General features: G+C 29.0%; 17 protein-coding genes and 1 tRNA gene. 4 read left to right on the top strand and 14 right to left on the bottom strand.

Annotation, left to right across the window (positions count from 1 at the left end; translation table 11 throughout):
* Positions 1–37: 37 nt before the first annotated feature.
* Positions 38–110, bottom strand: a tRNA-Thr gene (locus BPP43_RS08740).
* A gap of 276 nt (positions 111–386) precedes the next feature.
* Between BPP43_RS08740 and BPP43_RS08735 the strand changes: the two genes are divergently transcribed.
* On the top strand, positions 387–1,007 hold the full coding sequence (locus tag BPP43_RS08735; protein WP_013244097.1) for a hypothetical protein: 621 nt from the start codon (positions 387–389) through the stop codon (positions 1,005–1,007).
* A 32-nt stretch (positions 1,008–1,039) separates the two neighbouring features.
* A complete protein-coding gene (locus BPP43_RS08730) occupies positions 1,040–2,731 on the top strand; it encodes a LysM peptidoglycan-binding domain-containing protein (RefSeq protein WP_013244098.1) in 1,692 nt (563 codons plus the stop codon).
* Between the two features lie 238 nt (positions 2,732–2,969).
* On the opposite strand, the gene BPP43_RS08725 is transcribed toward BPP43_RS08730, so the two are convergent.
* Positions 2,970–4,097: a restriction endonuclease subunit S gene (locus BPP43_RS08725; RefSeq protein WP_015274737.1), complete on the bottom strand. Its 1,128-nt coding sequence runs from the start codon at positions 4,095–4,097 to the stop codon at positions 2,970–2,972.
* Positions 4,098–4,253: 156 nt separating this feature from the next.
* Between BPP43_RS08725 and BPP43_RS08720 the strand changes: the two genes are divergently transcribed.
* Entirely contained in the window at positions 4,254–5,858 is a 1,605-nt protein-coding gene (locus BPP43_RS08720) for a peptide ABC transporter substrate-binding protein (RefSeq protein WP_015274736.1), read from the top strand.
* A gap of 272 nt (positions 5,859–6,130) precedes the next feature.
* Here the strand turns inward: BPP43_RS08720 and BPP43_RS08715 are convergent, their stop codons facing one another.
* From BPP43_RS08715 to BPP43_RS08660, 12 genes are all read right to left on the bottom strand, one after another.
* Positions 6,131–6,631, bottom strand: a complete 501-nt coding sequence (locus BPP43_RS08715) for a type 1 glutamine amidotransferase domain-containing protein (RefSeq protein WP_015274735.1) — start codon at positions 6,629–6,631, stop codon at positions 6,131–6,133.
* A 361-nt stretch (positions 6,632–6,992) separates the two neighbouring features.
* Positions 6,993–8,684, bottom strand: a complete 1,692-nt coding sequence (locus BPP43_RS08710; RefSeq protein WP_015274734.1) for a phospho-sugar mutase — start codon at positions 8,682–8,684, stop codon at positions 6,993–6,995.
* A gap of 150 nt (positions 8,685–8,834) precedes the next feature.
* On the bottom strand, positions 8,835–9,959 hold the full coding sequence (locus tag BPP43_RS08705) for a leucine-rich repeat domain-containing protein (RefSeq protein WP_013244103.1): 1,125 nt from the start codon (positions 9,957–9,959) through the stop codon (positions 8,835–8,837).
* A 216-nt stretch (positions 9,960–10,175) separates the two neighbouring features.
* Positions 10,176–11,231 carry a pseudouridine synthase gene (locus BPP43_RS08700; RefSeq protein ID WP_015274733.1) on the bottom strand — a complete coding sequence of 352 codons (1,056 nt, stop codon included), beginning with the start codon at positions 11,229–11,231 and terminating at the stop codon, positions 10,176–10,178.
* Between the two features lie 352 nt (positions 11,232–11,583).
* Complete coding sequence (locus BPP43_RS08695; protein ID WP_013244105.1) at positions 11,584–12,012, bottom strand: OmpH family outer membrane protein; 429 nt, start codon at positions 12,010–12,012, stop codon at positions 11,584–11,586.
* 85 nt (positions 12,013–12,097) lie between these two features.
* The gene (bamA, locus tag BPP43_RS08690) at positions 12,098–14,716 is read right to left on the bottom strand and encodes an outer membrane protein assembly factor BamA (RefSeq protein WP_015274732.1); all 2,619 of its coding nucleotides are present in this window, start codon (positions 14,714–14,716) and stop codon (positions 12,098–12,100) included.
* Positions 14,716–19,161, bottom strand: a complete 4,446-nt coding sequence (locus BPP43_RS08685) for a translocation/assembly module TamB domain-containing protein (RefSeq protein WP_015274731.1) — start codon at positions 19,159–19,161, stop codon at positions 14,716–14,718. The genes bamA and BPP43_RS08685 overlap by 1 nt, the downstream gene beginning before the upstream one ends.
* Positions 19,162–19,302: 141 nt before the next feature.
* Positions 19,303–20,016, bottom strand: coding sequence for a 2-C-methyl-D-erythritol 4-phosphate cytidylyltransferase (gene ispD / locus BPP43_RS08680; RefSeq protein ID WP_014936904.1), 714 nt, complete (start codon positions 20,014–20,016; stop codon positions 19,303–19,305).
* Positions 20,003–21,844, bottom strand: coding sequence for an MATE family efflux transporter (locus BPP43_RS08675; RefSeq protein WP_015274730.1), 1,842 nt, complete (start codon positions 21,842–21,844; stop codon positions 20,003–20,005). Before BPP43_RS08675 ends, ispD begins: the two co-directional genes overlap by 14 nt.
* 130 nt (positions 21,845–21,974) lie before the next feature.
* Positions 21,975–22,928 carry a M28 family peptidase gene (locus BPP43_RS08670; protein ID WP_015274729.1) on the bottom strand — a complete coding sequence of 318 codons (954 nt, stop codon included), beginning with the start codon at positions 22,926–22,928 and terminating at the stop codon, positions 21,975–21,977.
* 306 nt (positions 22,929–23,234) lie between these two features.
* Positions 23,235–24,335 (bottom strand): aspartate-semialdehyde dehydrogenase, encoded by a 1,101-nt coding sequence (locus BPP43_RS08665; RefSeq protein WP_013244111.1) that lies wholly within the window; start codon positions 24,333–24,335, stop codon positions 23,235–23,237.
* A gap of 114 nt (positions 24,336–24,449) precedes the next feature.
* A complete protein-coding gene (locus BPP43_RS08660) occupies positions 24,450–25,253 on the bottom strand; it encodes a M55 family metallopeptidase (protein ID WP_014934105.1) in 804 nt (267 codons plus the stop codon).
* 131 nt (positions 25,254–25,384) lie between these two features.
* Here BPP43_RS08660 and BPP43_RS08655 point away from each other — a divergent pair, with 131 nt between their 5' ends.
* Complete coding sequence (locus BPP43_RS08655; protein WP_013244113.1) at positions 25,385–26,533, top strand: glycosyltransferase family protein; 1,149 nt, start codon at positions 25,385–25,387, stop codon at positions 26,531–26,533.
* The last annotated feature ends 39 nt before the right edge of the window (positions 26,534–26,572 follow it).

Raw genomic sequence — 26,572 nt, 5'->3', positions numbered from 1 at the left:
AGATTTATTAATATGAAAAAAGATAAGTAAAGAGATGAGCTGGTGATGGGACTTGAACCCGCAACCGGCTGATTACAAATCAGCTGCTCTGCCAATTGAGCTACACCAGCAAAATGATTTAATCATTATACTATATAATAAAAAAATTGCAAGTAGTATTTTTAAAACATTTAATATTTTTAATAATTTATAGCTTAATTAATTTTACTTTTTTCCTTTTAAACAATTTAAATTAATAGTAGATTTTAGTATTAGTCTAATTTTTATTGTATGCCTTCTATAATTAAAATAACTTGACTTTTTAATTATTTAAGCGATAATGTTGTTAACATATTATTTTTTTATATTTTTTACATATATTAAAAAACAGGAGGAATTGTATTAATATGAGTTTAAAAGAAAAGACAGCTCTAATAGTAGCATTATCTTTCTTTGTAATGTCTTGCGGAGGGCTTCCTACAAAAGATTATGAGAGAGTTACTGCATTAAGAGAAACTGTAAACAAGTATACTGAAATTAAAACTTTTGCTCAAGATGATTATGATATCGCTGAGAAAGGATACGCAGAGGCTGATATCATTATGAAGGCAGAAAACAAAGATGAAGCTGAAAAAGCTAAAGAGCTTCTTCTTACAGCTGAAACTAATTATAATTTAGTTTTAGATAAAGGTTTAGCACCTTATTCTGAAATACTAAAAAAACAAACTGATGAAAATTATACTAATGCTAGTCAAATTAAAGCTAATGTTATGTATGGTGAAGAATATGCTCAAGCTGAAACAATATACAATGAAGCAAATGCTATGTATACTGCTGAAACTAAAGATTATAGAGTATTAGTAGATAAACTTTATACAGCAAAAGAGGCTTATTTAGCTTTATATAATAAAACTAAAGAACAATTTGATAAAAGTGATGAAGCTTTAACTAAAGTAAAAGAGCGTTTAGCTGAACTTGAAGCTATGGTAAAAGAGCTTGAAACTTTAGAGCAAGAGCAACAAAGCTAATATTTTAATATTTTAAGGAGTATAAAAGAAAAATGAGTACTTTAATAAAGAAAATCGTAGCTTATATAGCTTTAATCTCTTTTAGTTTTAGCGTATTACCTGCTCAAACTTATGATGATGCGGCTAGAATTACTGGAGAAGCTGAGACTTTACAAAATGACGGAGAATACCAAAAGTCTTATGATAAATCTCAAGAGGCTTCTGACTCTATAGATAAAACTACTGTATCATTATTTTATAGATTAATGAACTTAAGAATAGCTAAAGCAAAAAATGATGCAAATAAGACTATTAATGAAATAGAACAATTAGGTGCTTCTACTGATAATGAATTTAAAACAAAATATCAAGAAGCTCTAAAATTCTTTGAAGAAGGAAATAATAGTATTACTAACTTACCTCCAGAACCGCAAACTCCTCCTACAGATGAAGAGTTTACTGCTTCTTCAAACACATTCACTACAGTATATAATTCTTTCAACAATGCTTTACAATCTGCTAACAGTGTAAAAGAAGGTTATCTTAATAGAGAAAGAGCAATAGCTTCAAAATCCATTAATGATGCTAGAAACAAATATAAAGCAGAATTAGGCAAGAGTGTAAAAGCAGGCGATGCTAATGATAGAAATATTAATGGTGCTTTAACTAGAGCTGATGAAGCACTTAGCAATGACAATTTTGCAAGCGTTCAGCAGAATGTATCTACTGCATTAGCTGGTATAAATAAAGCTATAGCAGATGCTAAGGCGAAAGCTGAGGCAGAAGCTAAAGCAAAAGCTGCTGCTGAAGCTAAGGCAAGAGCTGAAGCAGAGGCTAAAGCGAAAGCAGAAGCTGCTGCTAAAGCAAAAGCTGAAGCAGAGGCTAAAGCGAAAGCAGATGCAATAGCAAAAGCTAAAAAAGACATAGAAGATGCACAAAATAAATATAATAATTTAGTTAATGATCAAGTAATAGCTAAAGGTGATGATAATGATAAAAACGTATCAAAACTTTTAACTGATGCTAATAATGCTTTACAAAACACTCCTCAAACTGCAAGCGATAAAGCTTTAGAAGCTTCTAAAACTATGGATAATATATTAAACACTGCTAATCAATTGAAAAAAGAAGAAGCTGTTAAAAATCTAGAGCAATTAAAGGCAAGAAGAGACAGACTTATAAGCGAAGGTTATTTAACTAAAGACAGCGAAGAAGAACAAAAGTTATCTCAAACTATTAAAGAAGCTGAAGATGCTTTAAATAACAATGATTATGTTTTAGCTGACCAAAAAATGCAGGAAGCTAATCTTAACATGAATGCTATAGAAGAGAGAGGACCTATTGACGGACAAGTTATACCTGGTGAAATGGGCGGTAACGAAACTGGTCAAATAATTGATGCTACTACTGGTCAAGAAGTAAATACAGAAGGAAAAGTTACTGTATTACCTCAATATTATGTTGTAGTAAGAAGAGTACCTCTAACTGATGCTTTATGGAGAATTGCTGGATACAGCTACATATACAACAACCCTATAGAATGGTACAGAATATATGAAGCTAACAGAAATGTACTTAGAGACCCTAATAACCCTGATTTAATACTTCCTGGTCAAAGATTAATAATACCTAGCCTTAATGGTGAAGAGAGAAGCGGTGATTATAATCCTGATTTAGAGTATTTGACTTATGATGAGGTTATGCAGTTAAGACAGCAAAATAACACTACTCAAGCACAACAGTAAGAAATAAACTTATAAAATACAAAAGGTCATGCATTTAATATGTATGACCTTTTTTTGTACGAGCTACTCACCTAGCTATGCACTCCCTACGGTCGAGGGCTTACCGCACGGTAATACTCTGTTTTAATCATAGCCTTTCAGACGTGCGGGGTACGAGCTGTACCACCTTGCCGCACGGTAATGCTCTGTCTTAATCATAACCTCTTAGGCGTGCGTGGGAGTGATCTTTTATTCACAATTATTTTTTCTTTTCTTTAAAAGTTAATAGCTTATCCCTATAATACTCGTATTGCTTTTTACGCAACTCAATCTCAGCAGGAAGCCCTTTAGTGATATCATTACACAATGCATCAAACTTGTCTAATATGTTTACGATACGTTCCTGCTCCTCTAACGGCGGTACTGGAACAGGATAATTATCTAGCATTGGTCTTCTAATTGAAGTCACAGAAGAATGGAAAGAAGTTTTTTCTATATATGATAAGAAAGTTGTTTTCATATAATAAAAATAATATTTTGGTATTACATTCTCATCAATAATATGAATTCTGTAAGCTCTTTGATGTAAAGCATATTTTCCTTCAATATAATGAAATATTTTTCCAACACCTACACCATCACCTGAAGTTATAATAGCTGTTTCATCATATTCATATTCATTTTTACTGCGAACTTCTTGAGAACGTACAAAGAATGGATATTTACCATTTTCAATTTCTTCATTTGTATTGCTACTACCTGTGCCTATTTCAGCAATTTCAGATAAGTTTTTCCATTCAACATCATCATTAAAAGTAAGAAGCTTATCCCTATAATACTCATACTGCTTTTTTCTTAAAATCGTCTCTCTATGCAAAAGCTCCTGTAATTTTGTTGTCTTCTCTGTAAACTCATCTAATATACGTACTATCTCTTTTTGTACTTCTATTGGTGGTAATGGTATCATAAATTTTGAATATTTTTCTATCCATTGACGTGTATGGTCTAATGGAACGTACTTTATATTTTTCATGCAATAATATAAATATCTAAAATTTGATTTATTTTCATCTATCACTTTAAGCATTTTCATTGCAGATGATTTCACTTTAAAATTAAAATCAACCCAATGAAAAGAAGTTGTAAAATCATCAAATATAATTACAGGTTCTTTTTTACTAGCTTTATATATTCCATCTTTTTCATTTGTATAACCAAGTATAAAAGTTTGACCTGCTGTTAAAACAGGAGTATCATAATCATCATTGTATTTAGTATTTTCTACAATATATTTTGATGGCTGTTCATAATTGATTACAGAACTCAACTCTACATATTCCACGCCGTCAGGACATTCTTTATTCAATAACTCTTCTAACTTACTCATAACTCAATCATTATAAACAATTATACTCTTTTTCACAATTACATTTTTATCTCTAAAAAATATTTTTATTATATCATTATATCAATAATAACTATTGACTTTATAAGCATTAATTAATAGAATTACGCATTCTAATAATTTTAAAGAGAGAAGAAAATGAAAAAAGCTATATATATCATTTTTTTAATATTATCAATAATTTCATGCAATAATAACAATAAAACTACATCAAATAATGAAATATCTATATCTCTTGGCGGAGAGCCTAAAACTCTAGACCCTACATTAAACTCGCTTAGTTTCGGCTCAATATATATGATACATTTCTTTGAAGGGCTTACTAAAAAAGACAAAAATGATGAAGTTGTAGCTGGTATGGCTAAAAGCTGGGACATATCTGAAGATGGTCTCACATATACTTTCTATTTAAGAGATAATGCTAAATGGTCTGACGGTGAAAAAGTAAAAGCTCAAGATTTTGAATATGCTCTAAAGAGAGCAGCAGACCCTAAAACAGCAGCAGCCTATTCTCATATGCTTAATGTTGTTAAAAATGGAAGTTTGGTTATAAGTGGTAAAACTAATGTTGATGCTTTAGGTGTAAAGGCTATTGATGACAGCACTTTAGAGATTGTATTAGAAAACCCTACTCCATATTTTCTAGAATATTTATCTGTGAGCAGTGCTTATTTTCCTGTTAGAAAAGATATTGTGGAAAAATACGGCGATGATTGGTCTAGAAACCCAGAAACATATATTGTAAATGGGGCTTATGTAATGACAGAGAGAAAAACTGATGAAAAAATCGTTATGGAAGTAAATACTAATTATTATGATAAAGACAGCATTATTGCCAAAAAAATTAATGTTATTATAATGAGCGATTCAAACACTTCTCTTGCCGCTATAAAAAGAGGAGACATACAATTTTCTGTAATAGAAGCTCCGCTTGGAGAGATATCTTCTCTTATAAAAGAAAATTATATATTACAAGAGCCTGCTTATGGAATATATTTCTTAGAGATTAATTCTAAAAAAGGAGTGCTTACAAATAAAAACATAAGAAAAGCATTAGCATTAGCATTTGACAGAAACTATATAATATCAAACATTACAAAGATGAATCAAACTCCGGCATATGCATTTGTGCCTTATGGAATGAAAGATGGCGATGGCAAAGACTTTAGAGAAAATGGAAGCAATTATCTTAATCTTGGAAGCTATGATGCAAACATAAAAGAAGCTAAAAGACTTATGGAGTTATCAGGATATACAAACGGAGATAACTTTCCTGTACTTGAGATAAGAACAACTCCAGGATATTTTACTTTAATATGCGAAGCTATGCAGGAGATGTATAAAGAGAATTTAGGAATAGATGTTACAATAAAGTCTGAAGAATACAACGAAACATTTCAAGCTATGGTTGAGAAGAATTATGATTTAGCCCGCACTGGTTGGACTGCAGACTATAGCGACCCTTTAGCTATGATTAGTTTCTTTTCAGAAGTAAGTGCTGTTAATCATAGCGGATTTAGCAGCAGAGAGTTTAATGACTTATTGAAATTTGCTTCAAGCACAACTAATACTGATGAAAGAACAAAAGCATTACATAAAGCAGAAGATTTAATATTTGACTATATGCCTATAATACCAATAATATATAGAATGGACCCATTTATGATTAATCCAAAACTAAAAGGTGCAATATTTAATCCTCTTGGAAGATACAGATTTCACTATGCATATTTAGAGAAATAATTTAAATAGCTTAATTGACCGCACGTTAAGCTAAATAAAAAATATAAATAAGCTATAAATAACAAATTTTTTATATATATAAACTTATTCACCGTGCGGTTAAATAGATTAAAAAAATAATAAAAATTAGGGCGAGGGTGCTTTTTATAATTGAGCTACAAAATAAATATAAATTATATTTTTTAGTTTAAACTATAAAACTTAAAGGGCGGGAATTCTAATAAAACAAAAAAAGAAGCCCTGTATTAGAGCCTCTTTTATTTTTAAATCTATTATTTTAATTTCTTTATTATCTCTTTAGCAAAATATGGCAAATCATCAGGACATCTTGAAGTTATGATATTTCCGCATACTACTACTTTTTCATCTTTATAATTAGCTTTAGCATTGATTAAATCATCTTTTATAGCTATATAACATGTAGCATCTTTTCCTTCTAATACTTTTGCAGATATTAAAGTTTGCTGTCCATGACAAATAGCCCCTATAGTAAGGTTATTATCAACAAAGTATTTTATTATTTTTTTAACATTCTCATTGCCTCTTATAGCCTCGGGTGCTCTTCCTCCAGGTATTATCAATGCTTTATAATTTGAAGGCTCCACTTCTGAAAAATCTAATTTAGCCTCAACTTTGAAAAAGTATTCTCCTTTAATTTTTCCTTTATTTAGAGCTGCTATATCAACATCAATACCTTCCTCTAATAATCTAAAATATGGATAAAATAATTCTGAATCTTCAAATAAATTATCTGTAATAATTAATGCTTTCATTTATATATTTCCTTTATGTAAAGATGATGTATTATATAATATTTTTCACATTGTTGCTAGTGATAAATTGGAATATTATAATGTAATTTCTTAAGCACACGATAAAACAATTATAAAAATAAAATTAATTAATAATTACACTAAAACAATAAATATAAATTTATTTACCGCGTGATTTTAAAACCAGAAAATAAAAAAAATCTTGGGTGGGTGTGCTTTTTATAATTGGGCTTTAAAACAAATAGAAATTATATTTTAGTATACGCAATAAAACTTAAAGGGCGGGAATTCTAATAAAACAAAAAAAGAAGAAACCCTATTATTAAGAGCTTCTTCTTTTTTATTAATACTTAAATTAAAATTATTCTTTTATAAACTTCTTGAAATTAGCTACTTTTTCTTTGGCTATATTTACTCTCTTATCTTTGCTTTCTTTTACACAAACTTCAAAATAGAACTTTATTTTTGGTTCAGTACCAGAAGGTCTTACTGTAATTTTAGTTTTATCAGCAAGTATATACTGAAGAACATTAGATTTTGGAAGAGCAATATCGCTTATTTTTTTACCGCTGTTGTCATAAACTTCTTTTTTCTCATAATCGCTTATGCTTACAACTTCAACACCAGAAATCTCTTTAGGTAAATTGTTTCTATAATAAGTCATTAAATCAGCTATAGCCTTAGCTCCGTCAGCACCTTTTTTAGTGATAGATATAGTCTCTTCATAGAAGTAACCATATTTTTCATAAATGCTCTCTAAGTAGTCAGCTAATGTCATATTATTATCTTTACAATAAGCAAGCACTTCAGCAAGCATCAAACAAGAACTAACACCGTCTTTATCGCGTACATTTGAGTTAATACAGTATCCAAAGCTCTCTTCAAAACCAAATAAATATGTACCCTCTTTTGTTCTTTCTATAATATCAGCAATCCATTTAAAACCTGTAAGCACATCATAAAGCTTAACATTATTAGCATCAGCAATAGCCCTAGCAAGCTCAGTAGTAACTATAGTTTTTACTATATAAGGGTCTTTAACATTCTTTTTATTTGTTATAAGATAATAAGAAATAATAGAGCCTATTTGGTTTCCAGTAAGATACATATAAGAGCCGTCTTTAGTAAGCAAAGCACAACCCATTCTATCACAGTCAGGGTCAGTACCCATAACAAGTTCAGCACCTATCTCTTTAGCCTTATTAACAGCTATTTGTAATGCCTCTGGATTTTCTGGATTAGGTGATTCAACTGTAGGGAAGTTTCCATTAGGAGGCTGAGCACCTTCTAAAGTTGTTAAATTAGTAAATCCAGCCTTTCTTAAAGCCATAGGAACCATTTTGTATCCAGAACCATGAATAGGTGTATAAACTATCTTTATATCATGATGTTTTTTTATAATATCAGGATTAACCAAATAACCCATTAAATCATTCATATATTTATCTTCAATATCTTTTCCTATAAGCGTAACTCTTGAAGCATCTCCAGTTTTTACCTCTTCAGGCTTAACTTTTAATACTTCTTCTATTATATTTTTATCATGAGGAGGAATAACTTGAGCACCGTCAGTCCAATATACTTTATAACCATTATATTCTTTAGGGTTATGACTAGCAGTAACAACTACTCCGGCAATACAGCCTAAACTTCTAACAGCATAAGAAAGTAATGATATAGGGTGAATATCATCATACAAATAAACGCTTATACCATTTGAAGAAAGTATCTCAGCAGCAGCCTTTGAAAATACATCAGAATTATTTCTTGAATCATAGCCTATAGCAACTTTATAATCACTTCCGCCTTGTTTAAGTATATAGTTAGCTAAACCTTGAGTAGCAACACCAACAGTATATTTATTCATTCTGTTAGTACCAACACCCATTATCCCTCTAAGTCCGCCTGTACCAAACTCTAAATCTCTATAAAAAGCATCTGTTAATTCTTTTTCATTACCAGAATCTAATAATGCCTTAATCTCTTTTTTTGTCTCTTCATCATAAGGACCATTAAGCCAAGAATTAATTCTATCTTGTACATTTTTTTCCATAAGTTATTACACCTCTAATTTGTTTTTCTAATTTTAATATTATATGTTTAAAGTATATTATATAAAAAGCATATAATCAAGTAAATGTTTAATATTATTTATATAAAAAAAGAGAACCTATATATATTATAAGTTCTCTATTATTTTGTTTTAATTTACAGGCATAGGGGTTTTATATCTTATCTTGCCAGACCAAGAATAACCCAAAAATTTATTCCATTTATCTTTAATTGATATATCTGTTGGTTCTTCTACATAAGGTAAATATAAATTATTAGGCATAGAATTATCAAATATATTACCTAAACAATTTATAGCTTCAGGATTTGTACCTAAATACTCAACATCTGATAATGAAGTACAATCTGGAAATATCTCTATTCCTACTACTCCCAATTGTGTTAAACTGCTTGGCAAAGATATACTTGAAAGAGAAGTACATTGATAAAAAGCATAGTGATAAATAGATTGAATTTGATTATTAAAATTAACTTTTTTTAATTTACTACATCCAGCAAATACAAATGTTCCTATAGTTTGGAATTTTTCTGGTAAAGTAATCTCTTCTAATGATATACAATAACTAAAAGCACTATTCTCTATAATTAATAATTCATCAGGAAATACTATTTTACTTAAATTGTCACAGCTATTAAAAACTTGATCATTTAATACAGTTATTTTTGTATCTTTTAAATCAGCTTCTATCAAACTAATACAACTTCTAAATGCACCATTTCCTATTTTCGTTAAAGAAGAAGGGAAATTAATTTCTGTTAACTTTTCAGAACTTCCAAAAGCATTATTTCCTATACTAGTTAAAGTATCTGGAAGTTTTACAGAATATAAATATTTATTTCCATAAAATGAATTGTCAGCTATTTCTGTCATTGTAGTGTAGCTTAAATCTAATGATATTCCTTCAGTATAAGCATTTTTATTTATAACAGAATTAATTTTTGATATTGTATTATTTTGTTTTATGTCTGCTTCAGTACCTTCAACAAAAGCTAGATATTTCTGATTTTTTTCATAATATTTTTGAATCTTACTTTGTATTATATCTTCAGTATCAGTAGCTACTATAATAAACTCAGATTCAGGTTTTGGTTCTGGAGTTGGGTCTGGCTGTTCTGGTTTTTCATCAATAATAGGAGAATCTGGTTCTTCTGGAGGAGTACTTCCCAAGGAATCTAGAGTAGGACGCGTTACAGCCCTTCTGCAAGATATGACTAAAATAAATATTATAAGTAAATATATTGCCTTCTTAAACATACAACCCCCTTTTTATATAAAACCAATATAATCTAACTTTGTAATTTATTTTTATACATATTTTTTTTAAAATATAACAAAAATAAAATAAAAAACATAGTATTTTTATTGATTTTTTTTGTTCTATAGTGTATTATTAAGAGCAATAATATGTATATACTTCTATGATTTTAATATATTAATAAAGTGATAGCCCTATAGCTTTTATAGGGCTAATTATTTACTTCTCTTACTTAAAGATTTTGAATTCTTTTTTAATGACTTTTTAACAGATTTTTTTACTTGTTTTAATTTCTTTTCTTTAACAGAAGCAGAACTCTTTTTAGCAGTCATTTTTTTGTTAATAGTAGATTTTTTAGGAGATAATCTTTTTTTCTTAGGCTTAGCTTTAGCCCATTTAGATTTATCATGTTGTTTTTTCTCTTCTTTTTTATCTTCATTTTCTTTTAAGAACTCTTCTTCATTAAACTCTTCATCAATAATAGTATTATTAGAAAATAAAGATTCTATCTCTTTTAGTTTTTTATCTTTTTGCTTAAAGAAAAACTCTATCTCTTTTTTTGTTAAATCTCTAATATGACCAGCCTCTAAAGTACCAGATATATCATCATATTTACTAACACAGCCTACAGATATTCTCTCCAAATCAATTACCTTATAACCCAAATAATCAAATATCTTTCTTATCTCTCTGTTTTTACCTTCATTTATTGTAAGGCGAATCTTACTTTGCACTCTTCCTTTTGAAAGAATTTTAAATTTAAATGGAGAATAAGTAACATTTTTTATAGTAATGCCGGCACTTGCCTTTAATAAAGCTTCAGAATCTATTTTGCCATTAACAGTAACATCATAAACTTTTAATATTTCATAAGATGGGTGCGTAATAATATTTGCAAACTCACCGTCATTTGTAATAATCATAATACCGCGTGATTCAGAGTCAAGCCTTCCAGCATAAAAAAGCCTTTCTTTAATACCCTTAAAAAACTCTGTAATAATTCTTCTTCCAGGCAAATATTTAGTAGTGCTTACAACGCCTAAAGGTTTATATAAAGCCATATACCTTTTAGTTTGCCTTTCTATAATATTTCTATCTATTGAAACAGAGTCGCTTTCTTTAACCCTATAAGCAGGGTCTAATATCACCTGATTGTTTACTCTCACCCTTCCAGACATTATAGCCTTCTCACAATTTCTTCTGCTTGCAAAACCAGATTCTAATATTACTTTAACAAGCCTTACATTTTCTTTATTTGTCTTATTGTCCATATTTACTCTCTAATTGTTTTATGTGTTGGGTTTTTTATTTGATATAGTAGTGAATAATATATTTATAAATCATAATATAAAAAAGCTCCGCTTTAGCCGTATGCGACATAAATGCACCTAACTTTATAGTTAGGTGGGCTCTTCAGAAACATGACCTTGATTTCTCTATACCATATCGCGATAATGGCGAGCCTATCATTGATGCTTCGCTCCAGATCCCGTTAGCATTAAATTATAGTGGTGCAAGAATGTCATCGCTTCACGTACTAAGCAGAGTGATATTAATATAAAGTTTTTTTGATTATTTGTCAATAGTATGTATTTTTAAAGAAATAATACTATTTTTTAATAATTACTTTCTCATAACAGATTCTTTTACATCTTTAATAACAGCATCTGTAATATCAAAATTTCTATCTGCATAAAGGATAGCGTACTCTGTTCTTTCAAGTATTAAAGTGTATCCTTCTTTTTTTACAATACCAATAAGTGATGAAGCAACCTGTCTTTTAACTTGTCCTCTCAAAGAATTATCTCTAGGGTTAGTATTTATTTCTGTATTATTAGTTTCTGCCGCCATGTCTCTATTATTTTGCTCTTCCATTTTTAATTTTAAATTCTCAACAAAAACTTCGTCTTTAGTAACTTCTTTTACAACCCTATCCAAATCAACATAACCAACTTTAGTAAGCCTATATGATTGAGTAAAAACTCTTGGGCTTATTATAGATAAACTTAAAAAAGATAAAAACATCAAAGCAAAAATATAATATTTTTTCATAATTTATTTTCTCCTTTTTTATTACTGACAAATTATTTATATACTAAAAATTATAATAAAAACTGCAAAATAGCAATATAATTTTTTAATAGAATGGGTGGTTCATTGTAAAGGCAATTCCCCAACCTCTTCCAAGCCACTTACCAAGAGGAGAATAAGTATCACCCTCAAAGTCTTGGAAGCCCTTACCAAATCCAATATCCTCTTTATTATAAACAAATCTTTTAGCAAAATAAAATCTAATATTAAATATAGGTATAGTAAGTCTCAAACCAAAACCTACAGAATACATATATTGTGAAGGATCAAATATATCTTTAATATCCATAAACTGTGAAGGATAATTATAAGCATCTCCGTCAAAATTAAGACCAGTAGAATGAGGAAGCCATAATTGACCAGCATCAAGAAAACCAACAAATCCCAAAGTTTTAGGTATAATAGGTATACGAAGCTCTGCAAAGAATCTTACTTTAGCTCTACCATAACTCCAAGAATCTTTTTGACCATTTTCATTTGGCAAGTCATAAGTACTCAAGCCTCTATTATGTTTAAATATAGTATATTTAGAAGTATCCCAACCTCTAACATCTTCAAATGGGTTAAGATAATAAAGTACATCGGCATCGTTTTGAATAGGAAGACCAGGAATAGCAACAATCTGACCAATCTCTCCATAGAATGCAAATGATAACCATTTTGTAGCAGGTATAGCTAAGAATCCTGTAGCATTTAATCTCATTAATTGAGTGTGGTTAAAGTAGAAGTCCACTGTACCTCTTAAGAAACTTCCCTTTGTAGGGTTAAGATAATCGTTTCTGCTGTCTCTAAGAAGTGAGTATGACACTATAAAAGTAGTAAACCAATCACTCTGCCATCTTTGGAAGCTTCCGTCTTTTTTATTTATTCTATGAACTAAATATTTTCTAATATCATTCAATACGTGGTCTGGACCTGCTGCACTTGCACCTTGGTCATACCACTGCTGATACTGCTGTACAATGGTGTCAAATGTTAAGAAAGTTGAATAGTAGTCAAAGAAATAATAACCAACTCTAGCAATACCTTCAAAACCATGTCTTGTATAATAAGAATATTTAGGAAGACCAAATTGATCTGTACCTATCTGGTCGCCTGTATTAACACTTTCATTAAAGTAAGATAAATCAAATCCCAAATATATAGGCAAATTAAGCAAATAAGGCTCTGCAAAGTTAACTGCTATTCTCTTTTGAGTTTGACCAAATTCACCGCTTAAACCTAATTGTAAGCCTCTTCCTAAGAAGTTATTTTCTCTAATGGAAGCAAATACCTTAAATCCGGAACCAGTAGAAAAACCGCCTCCTCCAGACACCATAGCAGACTTACCATCAGTAACATTAAGTCCAAGCTCCATAAGTCCTTCAGCAGAACCAGGTTTTACGTTAATATTAATATTGTCAAAGAATTGCGTATTATATAATCTCTCTTGTACACGCTGTATTTTAGCAGAGTTGAATACTTCACCAGGTTTTATATCAATATATCTCTGTATAACAAAGTCTTTAGTTTTAGTGTTTCCTGCTATTGTAATATTTTCTATGTGTGCTTTATCGTTTTCAACTATATCATACATTATATTAACTATTTTATTTTCTTCATTAACTGATATAACAGGAATAACTTGTCTGAATATATAACCCTTTTCAGAATATTTATTTTGTATGCCCTGATAATCAGACATATGATAAGTATAATTATATAAAGCACCTTTTTTTGATTTTATATCTGCCTGTATAACATCTGAAGGTATAACAAAATTACCCTTAAAGCCAATATCTCCAAAATAATATTTATCACCCTCTGTTATATAAATATCTATAATCAAGTCCTGCTCATTTTTTACTTGAGGGTCTCTCCACTGATAAGTATATTGAACATTATTAACCTTAGCCTTATAATAACCTCTATCAGCATAATACTTTACTATTTTAGACTTATCTTCTTCAAACTTAAACTCATTAAACTTACCCAAAGATAAGAAACCATTTTCTTTTGTAGACATTTGTCTTTTTAATTCATTAGGAGAGAAGTGGGTATTACCATGAAAACGAATGCTTGATACCTTAACCTCATTACCCTCTACAATATTCATCTCTATCACAACATCAGAAGCCTCTTTATCTTCTGTAACCTTAGGCTCAACATAAGCCTTTAAATATCCTTTGTCTTGATAGTTTGTAATTATAGCATTAACAGCATCATTCAACTTCTGAGGTATATAAGGGTCTCCCACACGCATTATTGGTTTTATAGCATCATTTAAAGCTGTTCTGCTTAAACGCTTATTTCCATTGTATATTATATCTTTAATAATGAATCTCTCTGCTACCACTATATTAAGTATAATACCGTCATCTTCTCTAGTAACATCTATGGCAACTCTATCAAAAGATTCTGTATTAAATAAACTTTTGATTGCATTATTAATTTCGGCTCTAGCAAATTTACTTCCTTTTTTAATGGGGAAATTATTTTTTATCTGATCCTCAGTAAGTCTTACTTCGCCTGTAACTATTATATCTTTAATAGTAAGACCTTCATAGACTGCAATATTTTGTGAAGTTTGTAAATTGTCAAAATCACTTTCAGCCGCCCTTAAAAATAAAAAAGCAGTTAAAAGTATAGTAATAAAAATAATAAAACGATTCTTTATAAATTTCACTAAAATCTCCAACGCGTAACTATGTTAAAGTCTTGTCCTGTTCCTTTTATATTGAAAGGGTTAATTTTATACTCAAATACAAAATTTGCAAGTCTGTAATTTTTTAGTAAAGACACCTCAAATCCAAATTGATGGTCAAAATAATAAGCATCAACCGGTCTTCCTAACTCACTAGGTCTTGAAGCATCATTAACTCTATAAGTAACATCATATTTCAAATACAAATATTTAGAAATATATTTTCCTATCCCTACGCTAGTGTTGTCCCAAACGGAAGAAGCACTAAGATTATTGTTATTTGTAACAAACAATAAGTTATTCACCACCGTAGGGCTTAAGTTAATATAATCTATACCCAAAAACTGCCTTACCCAACGCTCTACTGGTCTTAATACTGTACTTCTCAATATCAAATCACTATAATTCATAGTAAGCTGCTGCAATTGAGCATTATTCATATTGTTAGCAGAGTTTATACTGTTGAAATTCTCGGCATAAACTTGATTTTCTCTATTACCAAAAGTACCCTGAGGTATGCCTGCCAACTGATTAACCTGATACTGTCCAAGCGAAGGAATAGTGTAGAACCTTACAGGAGAAACGCCGCCTGTACTATCGGTTAATAATTGAGAAACACGGGCATTCATCTCCATATAAAGCGTAACACTCTCACCAGAGTTTTGATATTCCAAAGAATCAGCAGAAACTGTAGTATTTGGAGAATAATATTTTTTGTATGTAAAAGCAGTTGCCTCTATTATAGGGTCATAGCTATTAACATCTGGGAAAGTTAAAGTACCATTTTCTATTTGATAAACATTTTGTAAATAATATATACTTCCTCTATCAAAATTAATAGTACCTTCCAATTCTAATCCATCTCTCAATGTGCTGTATACACTCATTTTAGAGCCGTCTTCAAGATAAACATCTCCAACCAAATTGTGTGCTACCCTCACCTGCTGCCAAGCTTCTATAACAAAGTCCCAATAAATTTTACTAGCCATTCCATAAACATGCTCTTTATATGTGTTTTGAGGATTGATAGATAATTGAACATCGCTTTTCATTAATGTTAATGTTCCGCCTATTCTTGGTTCTGCTATATTTCCTCCAACTTGTAAATCTACGTGTAAAGGTCCTCTTATTTTTACAACATTAAGGTCTAATGAACCATTCAAAAGACCTAATTGCTCGTCTGATGAAAGTAAATCAAAAGCCATATAATTTATATTGTTTTTAAATATCTCAGCTTCGCCTGTAATAGCTAAATTCTTCTTACCCTTATAAGTAAATGTAAGATTATTTACATTAAACATATTTCCATCAAAATTAAAATCTACAACTGTGCTGTCAAATACATCAGAGAAATATGCTATCTTTACCTTCTTACCATGTCCTAAAAATCTTCCATTAATTGCAATATCATCTTTAGGTCCATGAACTTTTGCATATAAAGTATAAGGCTTATTGTCAACCATAAAGTTAGTAGGTGCTGATTGTATCTCTGTAAATAATACATTAAATATCTCAAATATCTCTACATTAAGTCTATCTGATGTAAGAAGCAAATCAACTTGGTCTTTACCAGTATCTTTTATACTTCCGTCAATATTGAGAATATTATAATTATCATAAACATACTTTAATGCTGTTTCGCTAACTCCATCTTTATTAGAAATAGTTCCTGATATACCATGACTTTTATTGTTTTCAAAAGTAATATAATCTTTTTTATAATTTACTACAGTGCCAAACTCTGGAAGCTTTCTTTTATTAATTGTAATAGGGGTTGTTTGTATTCTAAACTCTTTACTTCCATCTGCCAAAGAACGCATATTATAATTAATTGTACCTGAATAAGTACTTAAATAAAATAACTTATCAACTTCTATAGTCATATTATGCAAATCTTTTGAAAAATAAGCATAAGGTATTTTTAACTGTTCGCCTGTCTTTTTAAATGTTCTTGATTTTACAATACCAATAGAGCCTGTTTTACTCATAAGCACATCTTTTATTTCAAGCTCATCTGTTTTATAATAACCAGTTAAAGAAACATCATACCTGTCGCCAAGAATCTCAAAATCTTTTATATTAAACTTATCTAAATATACAACAGGGTCATTAAGAAGACCTATTACAGTAGCTTTTGCTGTAATTATTCCATACATTCCGCCTGCTGTAGTAAGATTAAAAGGCAAATCAGATATAGTAAGATTTCCAAATAAATTATTCTGATTAATAGAAGCATCTAAAGCAACAACTCCTGTATTATCAGCATCTTTAAGCAAAGCTGTAAACTTATTAACTCCGTCAGAAGAAGAAAGAATACCCTCTCCATATACCCTATTATCACCATAATCTACTATTATATTTGTAAATACTATACTAGTATTTGAAAGCTCAAATTGAGTATCTAAAGCAACAACAGGAGATAGATTCTTATTAAATTTAACATCTCCATATAAATATATAGGCTTATTTCTATAATTATCTATAGATACATCAGCATTAAAAGATATGTCTTTAACTTTTAACTCATTTGGTGTTGATATGTTTAGCTCAAAATCTCCATTAGTTTTTATAGAACCATTTGCAACTATCTCTGAGTTTTCAGTAGAAGCATATAATATTCTGCTTCCATTAGTAGCTGTAAGAGTAAATCCGTTTACACTATAATCACCAATAGGAGTCTTTACAGTTCCATTAGCTTTTACATTGAAATTTTTGTCATATTCTACAACAGCATTAGCATTAATACCGCCGTCTTCAGAAAGCCTGTAAAATATATCATTAATTTCTACCTTGTTGCTGTAAGCTAAAGCACCTACCCTAATTAAATATTCTTCTGTATAAATCTTTCTAGATGATAAATTTAATACATGAACATTTCCCTTTCCATCTGTATATGAAGCATTACTCAAACTATATTTAACATTTAAAGAAGATAAATTATCAATAGGATTGCCGCCCAAAAATACAACAAACAACTCTTGCGGTATAATACCATTAGCATCTATTAATACCGGTCTAGTATTGTCTAATGATATATTAACATCAAAAGGCTCAATATACTCATTAGCACTCAAATTCATATCTATATACTTTTCTTTTTTCATGTACCTTACAACCCATTTTAAAGGGTGTTTCAAAGCATTCTCATAAGATAATTCTGATATTGTAAAACTAGAAGATAATTCTTCATCATTAACTCTTATAGGTGTTAATGATAATGAAGCAGATAATCTATTAACTCCAGCTGATATATCATTAATATTTAAACTCAATACGCTTGAAACAGGGTCATTCAATGGAACTATACCGCTAAGTATAATATTTCCATCTAAAGTATTTACATTGAGATTTGAAAGTATTAGATTATTGTTTGTAATTTCTGCATCAGCATATAAATTAAATAATTTGTCACTAGCTCTAATATCAAAATCTACATATATGTCTTTATTAACCTCATAATCACCATAAGCATTAATTTTTAAATAGTCAAAACGATTAATAGCATTACTAATCATTTTTATATTATCATCATCTGGCTTTATAGTACTGTATATTAACGGAGTATCTAATGCTATATTTACAAACTTATAAACTGTATTTTTATCTATATTAGCATCTAAAAGCTCAAAGTTAAGCTTCTTATTGTTATAATCATAATTAAGATTTAATAAATCTTTTTTTTCTGTGTTTTTTAAATTTAATTTTACAAAATCATTGTTATTTGTAGCATTTATATCATATTTAAATAACTCTCTCTCGCTGTCTTTAGCATTAATTAAACATGTCAAATAAGATAAATCAGGATTTACTTCTGTAGAAAAGTTTACAATTGTTTCATCAGGTAGATTTAAATCATAAGTAAGAAAATATTTATATGACCTAAAGTTTCCATTGAGAGATGTAATAGAAACCTGTGTTGTATTTCCTTCTTTATCTTCTATTTTTGTATTAAAATTCCTAACAAGAATGTTTTTATCTAATAATATATCTGTAACATTTTTAATAATCTCTCTATAATCTGTATTGGCATTAGTATTCGATTGAAAAATAGAAGTATCTAAAAACTCAGGGTAAAAATCAGCCTTAGTAACATCAACATCACTAAGCATATAAAATACATCTTTTTTTATAAGAAGCCTCAATGGATTAAACTTCAAAAAAGCCCTATCCATGCTAGCAAATTCATTATCATTGCCCTTAGAATAAAGCTTTACATTATCAAGAATTATTTCCAAGCTAAATGATAAACTTATATCCTCTATATAAATATTAATAGGCGATACTTTATTTACGTAAGATATAATATTATCCAAATACTTCTGTTTATTAGAAAAAACAAAAGACACACTAAACAAAGTAGGTATTAAAAAAGCTATCAAGGTAGTAGCTAAATAAAGTTTAAAACGTGAGTGCTTTTTAGTACGCACTCATATACCTCCAAAGGCTATAAGTAACTACTATAATAACCTATTTAAATAAAAATTGTTATATAAAATTTTCGGATATATACTTATTAAAATATATCTTATATATATACAAAAATACATATATATATTAAATATACAAAATTATATACCTTTTAGTTTTTTAAAAATAGATAAATCTTCTTTATTTGTTATTTTTATGTTATTTGAAGAACATTCTATAATGCCTACATTGCCAGAATATTTACTGTATATTTCAGCATCATCTGTTGCTAACTTTTTGCTTTTGGCTTTCATATATTTATTTATAGATTTTAAGTATTTATTAAAATTAAAAGCCTGAGGAGTAGCTGCTCTGTATAGATAAGTTCTGTCTATAGTTTCTGTAATATTTTTATTATCATCAACTTTTTTTATAGTATCTGTTACTTTAGAGGCTAATATTGCAGCATCATTTTTTAATATATAATTATAAAGACTTAATATTTCTTTTTTTGTTACTAATGGTCTTACTCCGTCATGAATAAATACATAATCAGTTTTTATATTATTATCATTTAAATATTTAATGGCATTATAAACAGAATAAACTCTCTCGCTTCCGCCTTCTATATAATGCATTATTTTCTTATTACTGTTATTTATAGCATTTTCTTTTTCTATATACTTTTTTATATTATTTATTTCATCTTTTGAACTTACTAAAACAATATTATCAAATTTAAACTTTAGTATATTGATTAGAGTATGTATAAATATAGGCTTATTATCAACTTTAATAAACTGCTTTTTAACTTTTCCGCCAAATCTTTTTGACTGTCCTGCTATAAGTAAAATTAATGTATTATAGTTCTTCATTTTTATTATTCTTTAAATTTTTTCTCTCTTCAATTTGTTTTTCTTTTTCAATTTTTCTCTCTTCTCTAAGCTTATGCCTTGCCTCTCTTCTTAATCTTACATTTTCTGATATTTGCTGTCTTTTAGCTTCTTTTTCTTTTTTTCTCTCTTCATTGTATTTTCTGCGCTCTTCATTCATTTTCTCTCTATTTTGCTTTATCTCTTCAATCTGTCTTTTCCACTCAGCAACATCTTTTGCCCTCTTTTCTTCTCTCTCTCTTATTCTCTCTTCACGCTCTTCCATTCTTTTTAATCTTTCTTCTTCTCTTTTTTCAAACTTTGATAATTTAATAGGGTCTGTAATATTTTTAATTTTATTTTTTAATTTTAATGTATAATCTTTTCTTTTTCCAATATTTTTAGGGAAGAACCTTGCCCCAAGCCCATCAACAAATAATTTCGCCCTAAGCATAAATATATTCTGTGTCTGCATATTAATAACAGATACCCAAGGAATTCTAGTGATAATAATGAATGCTATAACACCAGCCATAGTGTTTGAGAATAAATTACCCCAAAATACTGACCAATATGATAAATATTTGGTAGTAACTATTATAAATATAAACCTCAAGAACCATATCCTAAGTATACTTATTATGAGAGGCACCCGCGTACGCCCAAGACCTATCAAAGCACCCTGTGCCACCATCGTTATACCAAACCCTAAAACTCCTAAAGCAAATATAGGCAAAGCCCCATTAGCAACATATAAATCTTCTGGGTTTCTTGTAAAAAGTATAGTCATATGCGGTGTTAAAGGCACTACAATTGCTATAAGAACAATTGCAGTAATAGCACTTAATAACATTCCTGTATAGCATGATTTTTTTGCCTTATCTGCATATTTAGCTCCTATATTCATACTAACCATTGTAGTAACCGCAGAACCAAATGCTGCAGGCAAATTAAAACATACTGCTGTAATGTTGTTAGCTATACCTTGACCGTTTAACACTGTAGCACCATATTTTTCAACTTCGCTATTTATTAAGAAGAATCCTAAATTGCTTAAAAATGTGGTAAGCATTGAAGGAACACCTATTATCATAAGTTCTTTTAAAATGCTTGAATCAAATTTAAACTCTTTTAAAGATAATCTATCATCACCTTCTTTTATAAATAAATCATAATACATCCAAGCTGTAACTATAGCATAAGTAGAAAAAGATGCTAATACGCTTCCTACTACCTCTAAATGCAAAAAATAAACATATACAAAATTGAAAACAATCTTTAATAAAAGCAATATAACACTTCTTATAAAAGTAGCTTCAGGCTTACCATTAGCATTTTTTATACCATTATATAAAGCAGCCAAAAAAGTCATAGGCATAACAAAGCTGTATAATGATAAATATTGATATACATTTTCCTTAATGCCTGAATGTAAATTCATAGAAACAAGTATGCTTACCAAATATAGCGTAGGTCCCATAGCAATACCAAATAAAACACCTGTAACTACTATTTGTGTAGATATTCTTTTGGCATTTTTAAAGTCGCCCAATCCATTATATTGACCAACTATAGCCATAGCAGCAACACCCAAACCTTGAGATAATGCTGTCATCATCATGATTATAGGCTCTGCAAAGTTTACACTGCTTGCTATAATAGTATTAGTAACATTATTAAGAAAAAGTCCGTCCATTAGAGGTATCATTGATTGTACTAAAGTCATCATCAATGTAGGGATAGAAAGCATTATTAATGTGTTTGTTATAGAGCCATGAAGTATTAAATCCCTTCTTGCCTCTGTAGATTGACTCTTAAAAAAATTGACCATATATTTCCTTATATTTCCTTCTAAATTGTTGTATAATAAATAATATAAAAATATAAAATATTATAACAATAATAATAAACTTTTAAAGATATTTTTGATTATTTTGTTTAGAATAAATAATATTTTTTTATTATTTAATAGTATTAACTATTGTATACTCTATAGTTTTTCCAACAGCTTCCAAAGTATTAATATCTATTTTGTCTATTGTATCATTTTGAGTATGATGATATTTATAGCTCATATCTATAACATCTATAAAAGGTATGTTGTTAAAAATAAAAGGAGTATGGTCATCTATTATGCCGCCGTAAAAATCATTCACAAAAAACTTTTCATAACCTAAATATCTAGCATTAGACCATACATTTTTATAAATATCAGAATAATAAGTATAAGCAAAGTTTTCGTATTTAAATAAAGCCTCACTGCTTCCAACCATATCAAGAAGTATGCCGAACTTAATTTTATTTTTATCTACTACATTATCATTTACAAAAGCAATGCTTCCCTGTATCCAATCAGTTTCAATAGGTGAAGTACCTTCCACACCAAATAAATTGCCGTCATCTTCAAGGTCAAACAATACAAAACATATACTATAATCAAGCTCATAATTTTTCAAAGCATTCATAAGCTCAAGCAAAACCCCAGAACTGCTTGCCCCATCATTAGCACCATCTATTGGTTTATTTCTGTTTTCTGCTACAGGGTCTTTTTCTGCAACGCTTCTGCTGTCATAATGACTAGCTATTATAATATATTTATCTGTTTTGCCATTTAAAAATGCATATATGTTCTCGCCTTCTCTTCCTTTAATGTATGGAGCTTCAAATTTATGACTAAATACTTCATATCCCATGTTAGAAATTTCTTTTTTAAAATATTCTCTCACATTTTTATGTGCTTCACTTCCATAAACGCGAGGTCCTAAATCTGTTTGAGCTTTCACATAATCATATGCCTTTTTAGAGTCAAAATATAATTGGGAATTGTTAGAAGATAAATTATTATTTAAAGCATTAACATTATTGCAAGAAAACAAAAGCATACAAATTAAAACGGCAAAAATATTTTTAATCATAAATTAATCACTTTTAAGTTTTTTAATATATTTTAGTCTAATATAAATAAATTAAAAGTCAATGAAATAAAATAAAACTCATATAATAAAATATAGTTATTTTTTTATTATTTGCAGGGCTTTGCCCCGCACCCCAGTTCTTTTATTGGTATAAAAGAACCAAAAGAACTGCATTTTTACAGAATATGGTCACAAACATATAGCATTATTTTATATATATTTATAAGCAGTAAAATTAAAACAATATAAATAAAAAAGGCACTCAATATAATTGAATGCCTTATAGTTTTCTACTAAATAATATTATTATTTATCAGTCTTTTTTACTTCTTTTTTTGCTGCAGCTTTTTTTGGCTTGCAAACTCTCTTTTTTGGAGCTTCTTCTTTTTTAGATTCTTTATCTAATAAAGGCAACACCAACTCAGCAATTTGTACAGCATTTGTAGCAGCACCTTTTCTTATTTGGTCGCCTGCACACCAGAAAGTTAAAGAGTTTTTAGCACTGATGTCTTCTCTTATTCTTCCAACAAATATATTATCTTGGTCTGTTGTATCTAAAGGCATAGGATATTTAAATTGTGAAGGATTGTCTACTACTTTTACACCTTTAGCTTTTGATAATAATTCTTTAGCTTTTTTAGCTGTTAATTTCTTTTCTGTTTCTATTGTTATAGATTCACTGTGGCTTCTTAAAACAGGCACTCTAACACAAGTGCAGCTTACTTGTAAATCTGGAGCATGTAATATTTTTCTGCCCTCATTAGTCATTTTTAATTCTTCTTTAGTGTATCCTGTTTTGCTGTCAAATGCATCTATTTGAGGAATTAAGTTAAATAATATTTGATATTTGAAAGCTTTAATATTTAACTTTTTTTGCTCTGCATAATCATAAACTTGCTGCTGAAGTTCTTCCATACCCTCTTTACCAGCACCAGATACTGCCTGATATGTAGAAGCTATTACTCTTTTAATTTTAGCAAATTTATGTAATGGAGCTAATGCCACCAAAGCAATAATAGTACTGCAATTAGGGTTAGCTATAATACCTTTATGAAGCTTAACATCTTCAGGGTTAACCTCTGGAACTACTAAAGGAACATTTTTATCCATTCTAAAAGCACTGCTGTTATCAATAACAACGCTTCCAGCTTTTGCAGCCAAAGGACTTAACTTTTTACTTTCATCGCTTCCTACAGCAACCAAAGTAATATCCATATCTTTAAAAGAATCTTTAGTAGGCTTTTCTATGGTGTATTCTTTATTATTAAAAATAACCTTTTGACCTGCTGTCTTATTACCTAATAATCTTAATTCATTAACAGGAAATTTTCTCTCTTGCAATATCTTGAGCATCTCTTTACCAACGGCACCAGAAGCACCCAATAAACAAACATTTACTTTTTTCATAAATTAGTCCATATATTAAATTATTTTTTGTAGTAATATTATATAATATAATTTTTTAAAAGCAATATTATTATATTCAATTACATAATGCTTATTCAATAAAATTAATAAAAATTATAAAACAAACTTCATAGCTCTAAGTATCTCATAATAATCATTGCTCTCATAAACAATAGTATTATCATTAACCTTTTTAGCATTAGGATAAAATGACATCTTGTAAGCATAGCCATGTTCTTTATAAGTTACTTCAAGCTTAAAAGTCTTTGGAAGTTTTAAACATTTCAAATCTTGCTTTAAAGCTTCTTCAGTTTTTTCTTTAATAGTTTTAATCATAAGATTAGGAGAATAGTTAATAGTAGCATAACCAGCACCCTCTTTTACAGCAACTGTTATTAAACTAGGGTGATTAGGGTCCATATTGTTAGCATCATCGCAAAGACCTTTATCACCAGACAAAAATACTGAAGGCACATTTCTATAAGCTGCAGCATAACTAAAAAACATAAACTCGCTTGCTACAACATCATTTAATTTTATACTAAAAACTTTAGCATTGCTCATAGTATGCGATAAAGGATTGCTTCCGCTTGTAGCAGGACTATGATAGCCTATAAACATAGCAGCATCAAAACTCTCATCTATACCCTCAACCATAGAATAAGGGTCTCCGCTCCATCTTCTATGCACTTTTACAATATCAGGCAAAGCAGTTTGGTCTATGTTCATGGCAGAATCATGAGCATCTTTAACAAATATCTCTTTAGCTCCTGCAAGTATTGCCCCCTCGCAAGCAGCATTAACTTCTTTAGTCATTTGTAATGCATGCTCTTTATAAGTCAATGAACCAACATCTGTATCTGGCCATTGTGTAGTAGTTGTTACACCTTCTATATCGGCACTAATAAATACTTTCATTTTTCTTTCCTTATTAAAATAATTTTTTGTAATATATACTATTATATTTTTTATTTTATACAATATATTTTATTTTATCAAATATATTGTATAATCCTATAAAATAAAGCAATAAAATAAAAGGTATACCAATGAACAATATATCATCATTTTTTAAAACATATAAAAAAGAATTAACAACTATATTTTTATTTTTTATTGCAACAAGAATAATATTTGCTTTGATGCTTAATATAGGATACTATTATCTTCCAAAAGGTTATGATGTATATGATAATGTTCATAAACCATTAGATATAATATTTCAATTTAATGATATTTCTAATTTTTTATATATAGCACAAAATGGATATAATGGCTCTTTATATGCATTTGCTCCTCTATACCCTGTAATGATAAAATTATTATCTCCAATATTTTTTGGTTCATATGAATGGGCTGCTTTTACAATATCAAATATATCATTCATCATTGTTATACTGCTTCTATTTTATTATTTAATAGAATATATTGGAAAAACTGCTTCTATGTATGCAACTATAGCATTGATAATATATCCTGCCTCACATTATAATTCTGTACCATATAGTGAAGCTTTATATTTTTTAATGATTTTAATATCAATAATATCCTATAAAAATAAAGATTATATGATAGCTGCAATTTTTTGCGGACTATCTATACTTACAAGAATAAACGGTATTGCATTGCTTGCTGCCTATGGTCTTGATATGCTTGTAAACTATATAAAACAAAAAAATTATAATATAAAATCAACTTCACAATTAATTAAAAATGGAATTAGCTTTTTAGTAGTAGTGATGGCATTATATGGTTTGTGGCTTGTATATATGTATGCTAAAACAGATAATGCTTTGTATTTTTTGGAAGCTCAAAAAACATGGTCAAGAGAAACTCCAAGTCCTCTTATTATACCATTTATAATAAAACTTTTTATTAGAATATTTCAATACCCTGCTTTAAGAACTACTTTAGAATTCTTATGCCCAATTACTATGCTTATATTCTCTATACTTTCAGTTAAAAAAATGCCTATATATTTTTCTTTCTATTCAATATTTACAGTGCTAATGCCTTTAACTACAAACAGTACTTGGTCTTTAACAAGACTTCCTATGGTGGCTTTAGCAGCATATGCATTCATTGGAATAAAATCTGAAAAAAGTAAAGTATTTAGAATAATATGGTTTTTAATATCATTAACATTATTTGTAATATTTACTAGTACTATGGGACAATTAAGAGCTACTTTTATATAAAAATTATAAATATAAACTTTTATTTTATAAATGTTTAAT

It is taken from the genome of Brachyspira pilosicoli P43/6/78 (assembly GCF_000325665.1).
Taxonomy (GTDB): domain Bacteria; phylum Spirochaetota; class Brachyspiria; order Brachyspirales; family Brachyspiraceae; genus Brachyspira; species Brachyspira pilosicoli.
Note: the sequence above shows the minus strand (reverse complement) of the source record. Positions and strands in the feature narration are given on the sequence as shown.

Excerpts from the sequence above, each read along its gene's own strand:
- ispD (WP_014936904.1), bottom strand. The coding sequence starts at position 20,016 with ATGAAGAACTATAATACATTAATTTTACTTATAGCAGGACAGTCAAAA.
- BPP43_RS08675 (WP_015274730.1), bottom strand. The coding sequence starts at position 21,844 with ATGGTCAATTTTTTTAAGAGTCAATCTACAGAGGCAAGAAGGGATTTA.
- BPP43_RS08720 (WP_015274736.1), top strand. The coding sequence starts at position 4,254 with ATGAAAAAAGCTATATATATCATTTTTTTAATATTATCAATAATTTCA.
- BPP43_RS08725 (WP_015274737.1), bottom strand. The coding sequence starts at position 4,097 with ATGAGTAAGTTAGAAGAGTTATTGAATAAAGAATGTCCTGACGGCGTG.
- BPP43_RS08730 (WP_013244098.1), top strand. The coding sequence starts at position 1,040 with ATGAGTACTTTAATAAAGAAAATCGTAGCTTATATAGCTTTAATCTCT.
- BPP43_RS08665 (WP_013244111.1), bottom strand. The coding sequence starts at position 24,335 with ATGAAAAAAGTAAATGTTTGTTTATTGGGTGCTTCTGGTGCCGTTGGT.
- BPP43_RS08700 (WP_015274733.1), bottom strand. The coding sequence starts at position 11,231 with ATGGACAATAAGACAAATAAAGAAAATGTAAGGCTTGTTAAAGTAATA.
- BPP43_RS08655 (WP_013244113.1), top strand. The coding sequence starts at position 25,385 with ATGAACAATATATCATCATTTTTTAAAACATATAAAAAAGAATTAACA.
- BPP43_RS08660 (WP_014934105.1), bottom strand. The coding sequence starts at position 25,253 with ATGAAAGTATTTATTAGTGCCGATATAGAAGGTGTAACAACTACTACA.
- BPP43_RS08710 (WP_015274734.1), bottom strand. The coding sequence starts at position 8,684 with ATGGAAAAAAATGTACAAGATAGAATTAATTCTTGGCTTAATGGTCCT.
- BPP43_RS08715 (WP_015274735.1), bottom strand. The coding sequence starts at position 6,631 with ATGAAAGCATTAATTATTACAGATAATTTATTTGAAGATTCAGAATTA.
- BPP43_RS08735 (WP_013244097.1), top strand. The coding sequence starts at position 387 with ATGAGTTTAAAAGAAAAGACAGCTCTAATAGTAGCATTATCTTTCTTT.
- BPP43_RS08695 (WP_013244105.1), bottom strand. The coding sequence starts at position 12,012 with ATGAAAAAATATTATATTTTTGCTTTGATGTTTTTATCTTTTTTAAGT.
- BPP43_RS08705 (WP_013244103.1), bottom strand. The coding sequence starts at position 9,959 with ATGTTTAAGAAGGCAATATATTTACTTATAATATTTATTTTAGTCATA.
- BPP43_RS08670 (WP_015274729.1), bottom strand. The coding sequence starts at position 22,928 with ATGATTAAAAATATTTTTGCCGTTTTAATTTGTATGCTTTTGTTTTCT.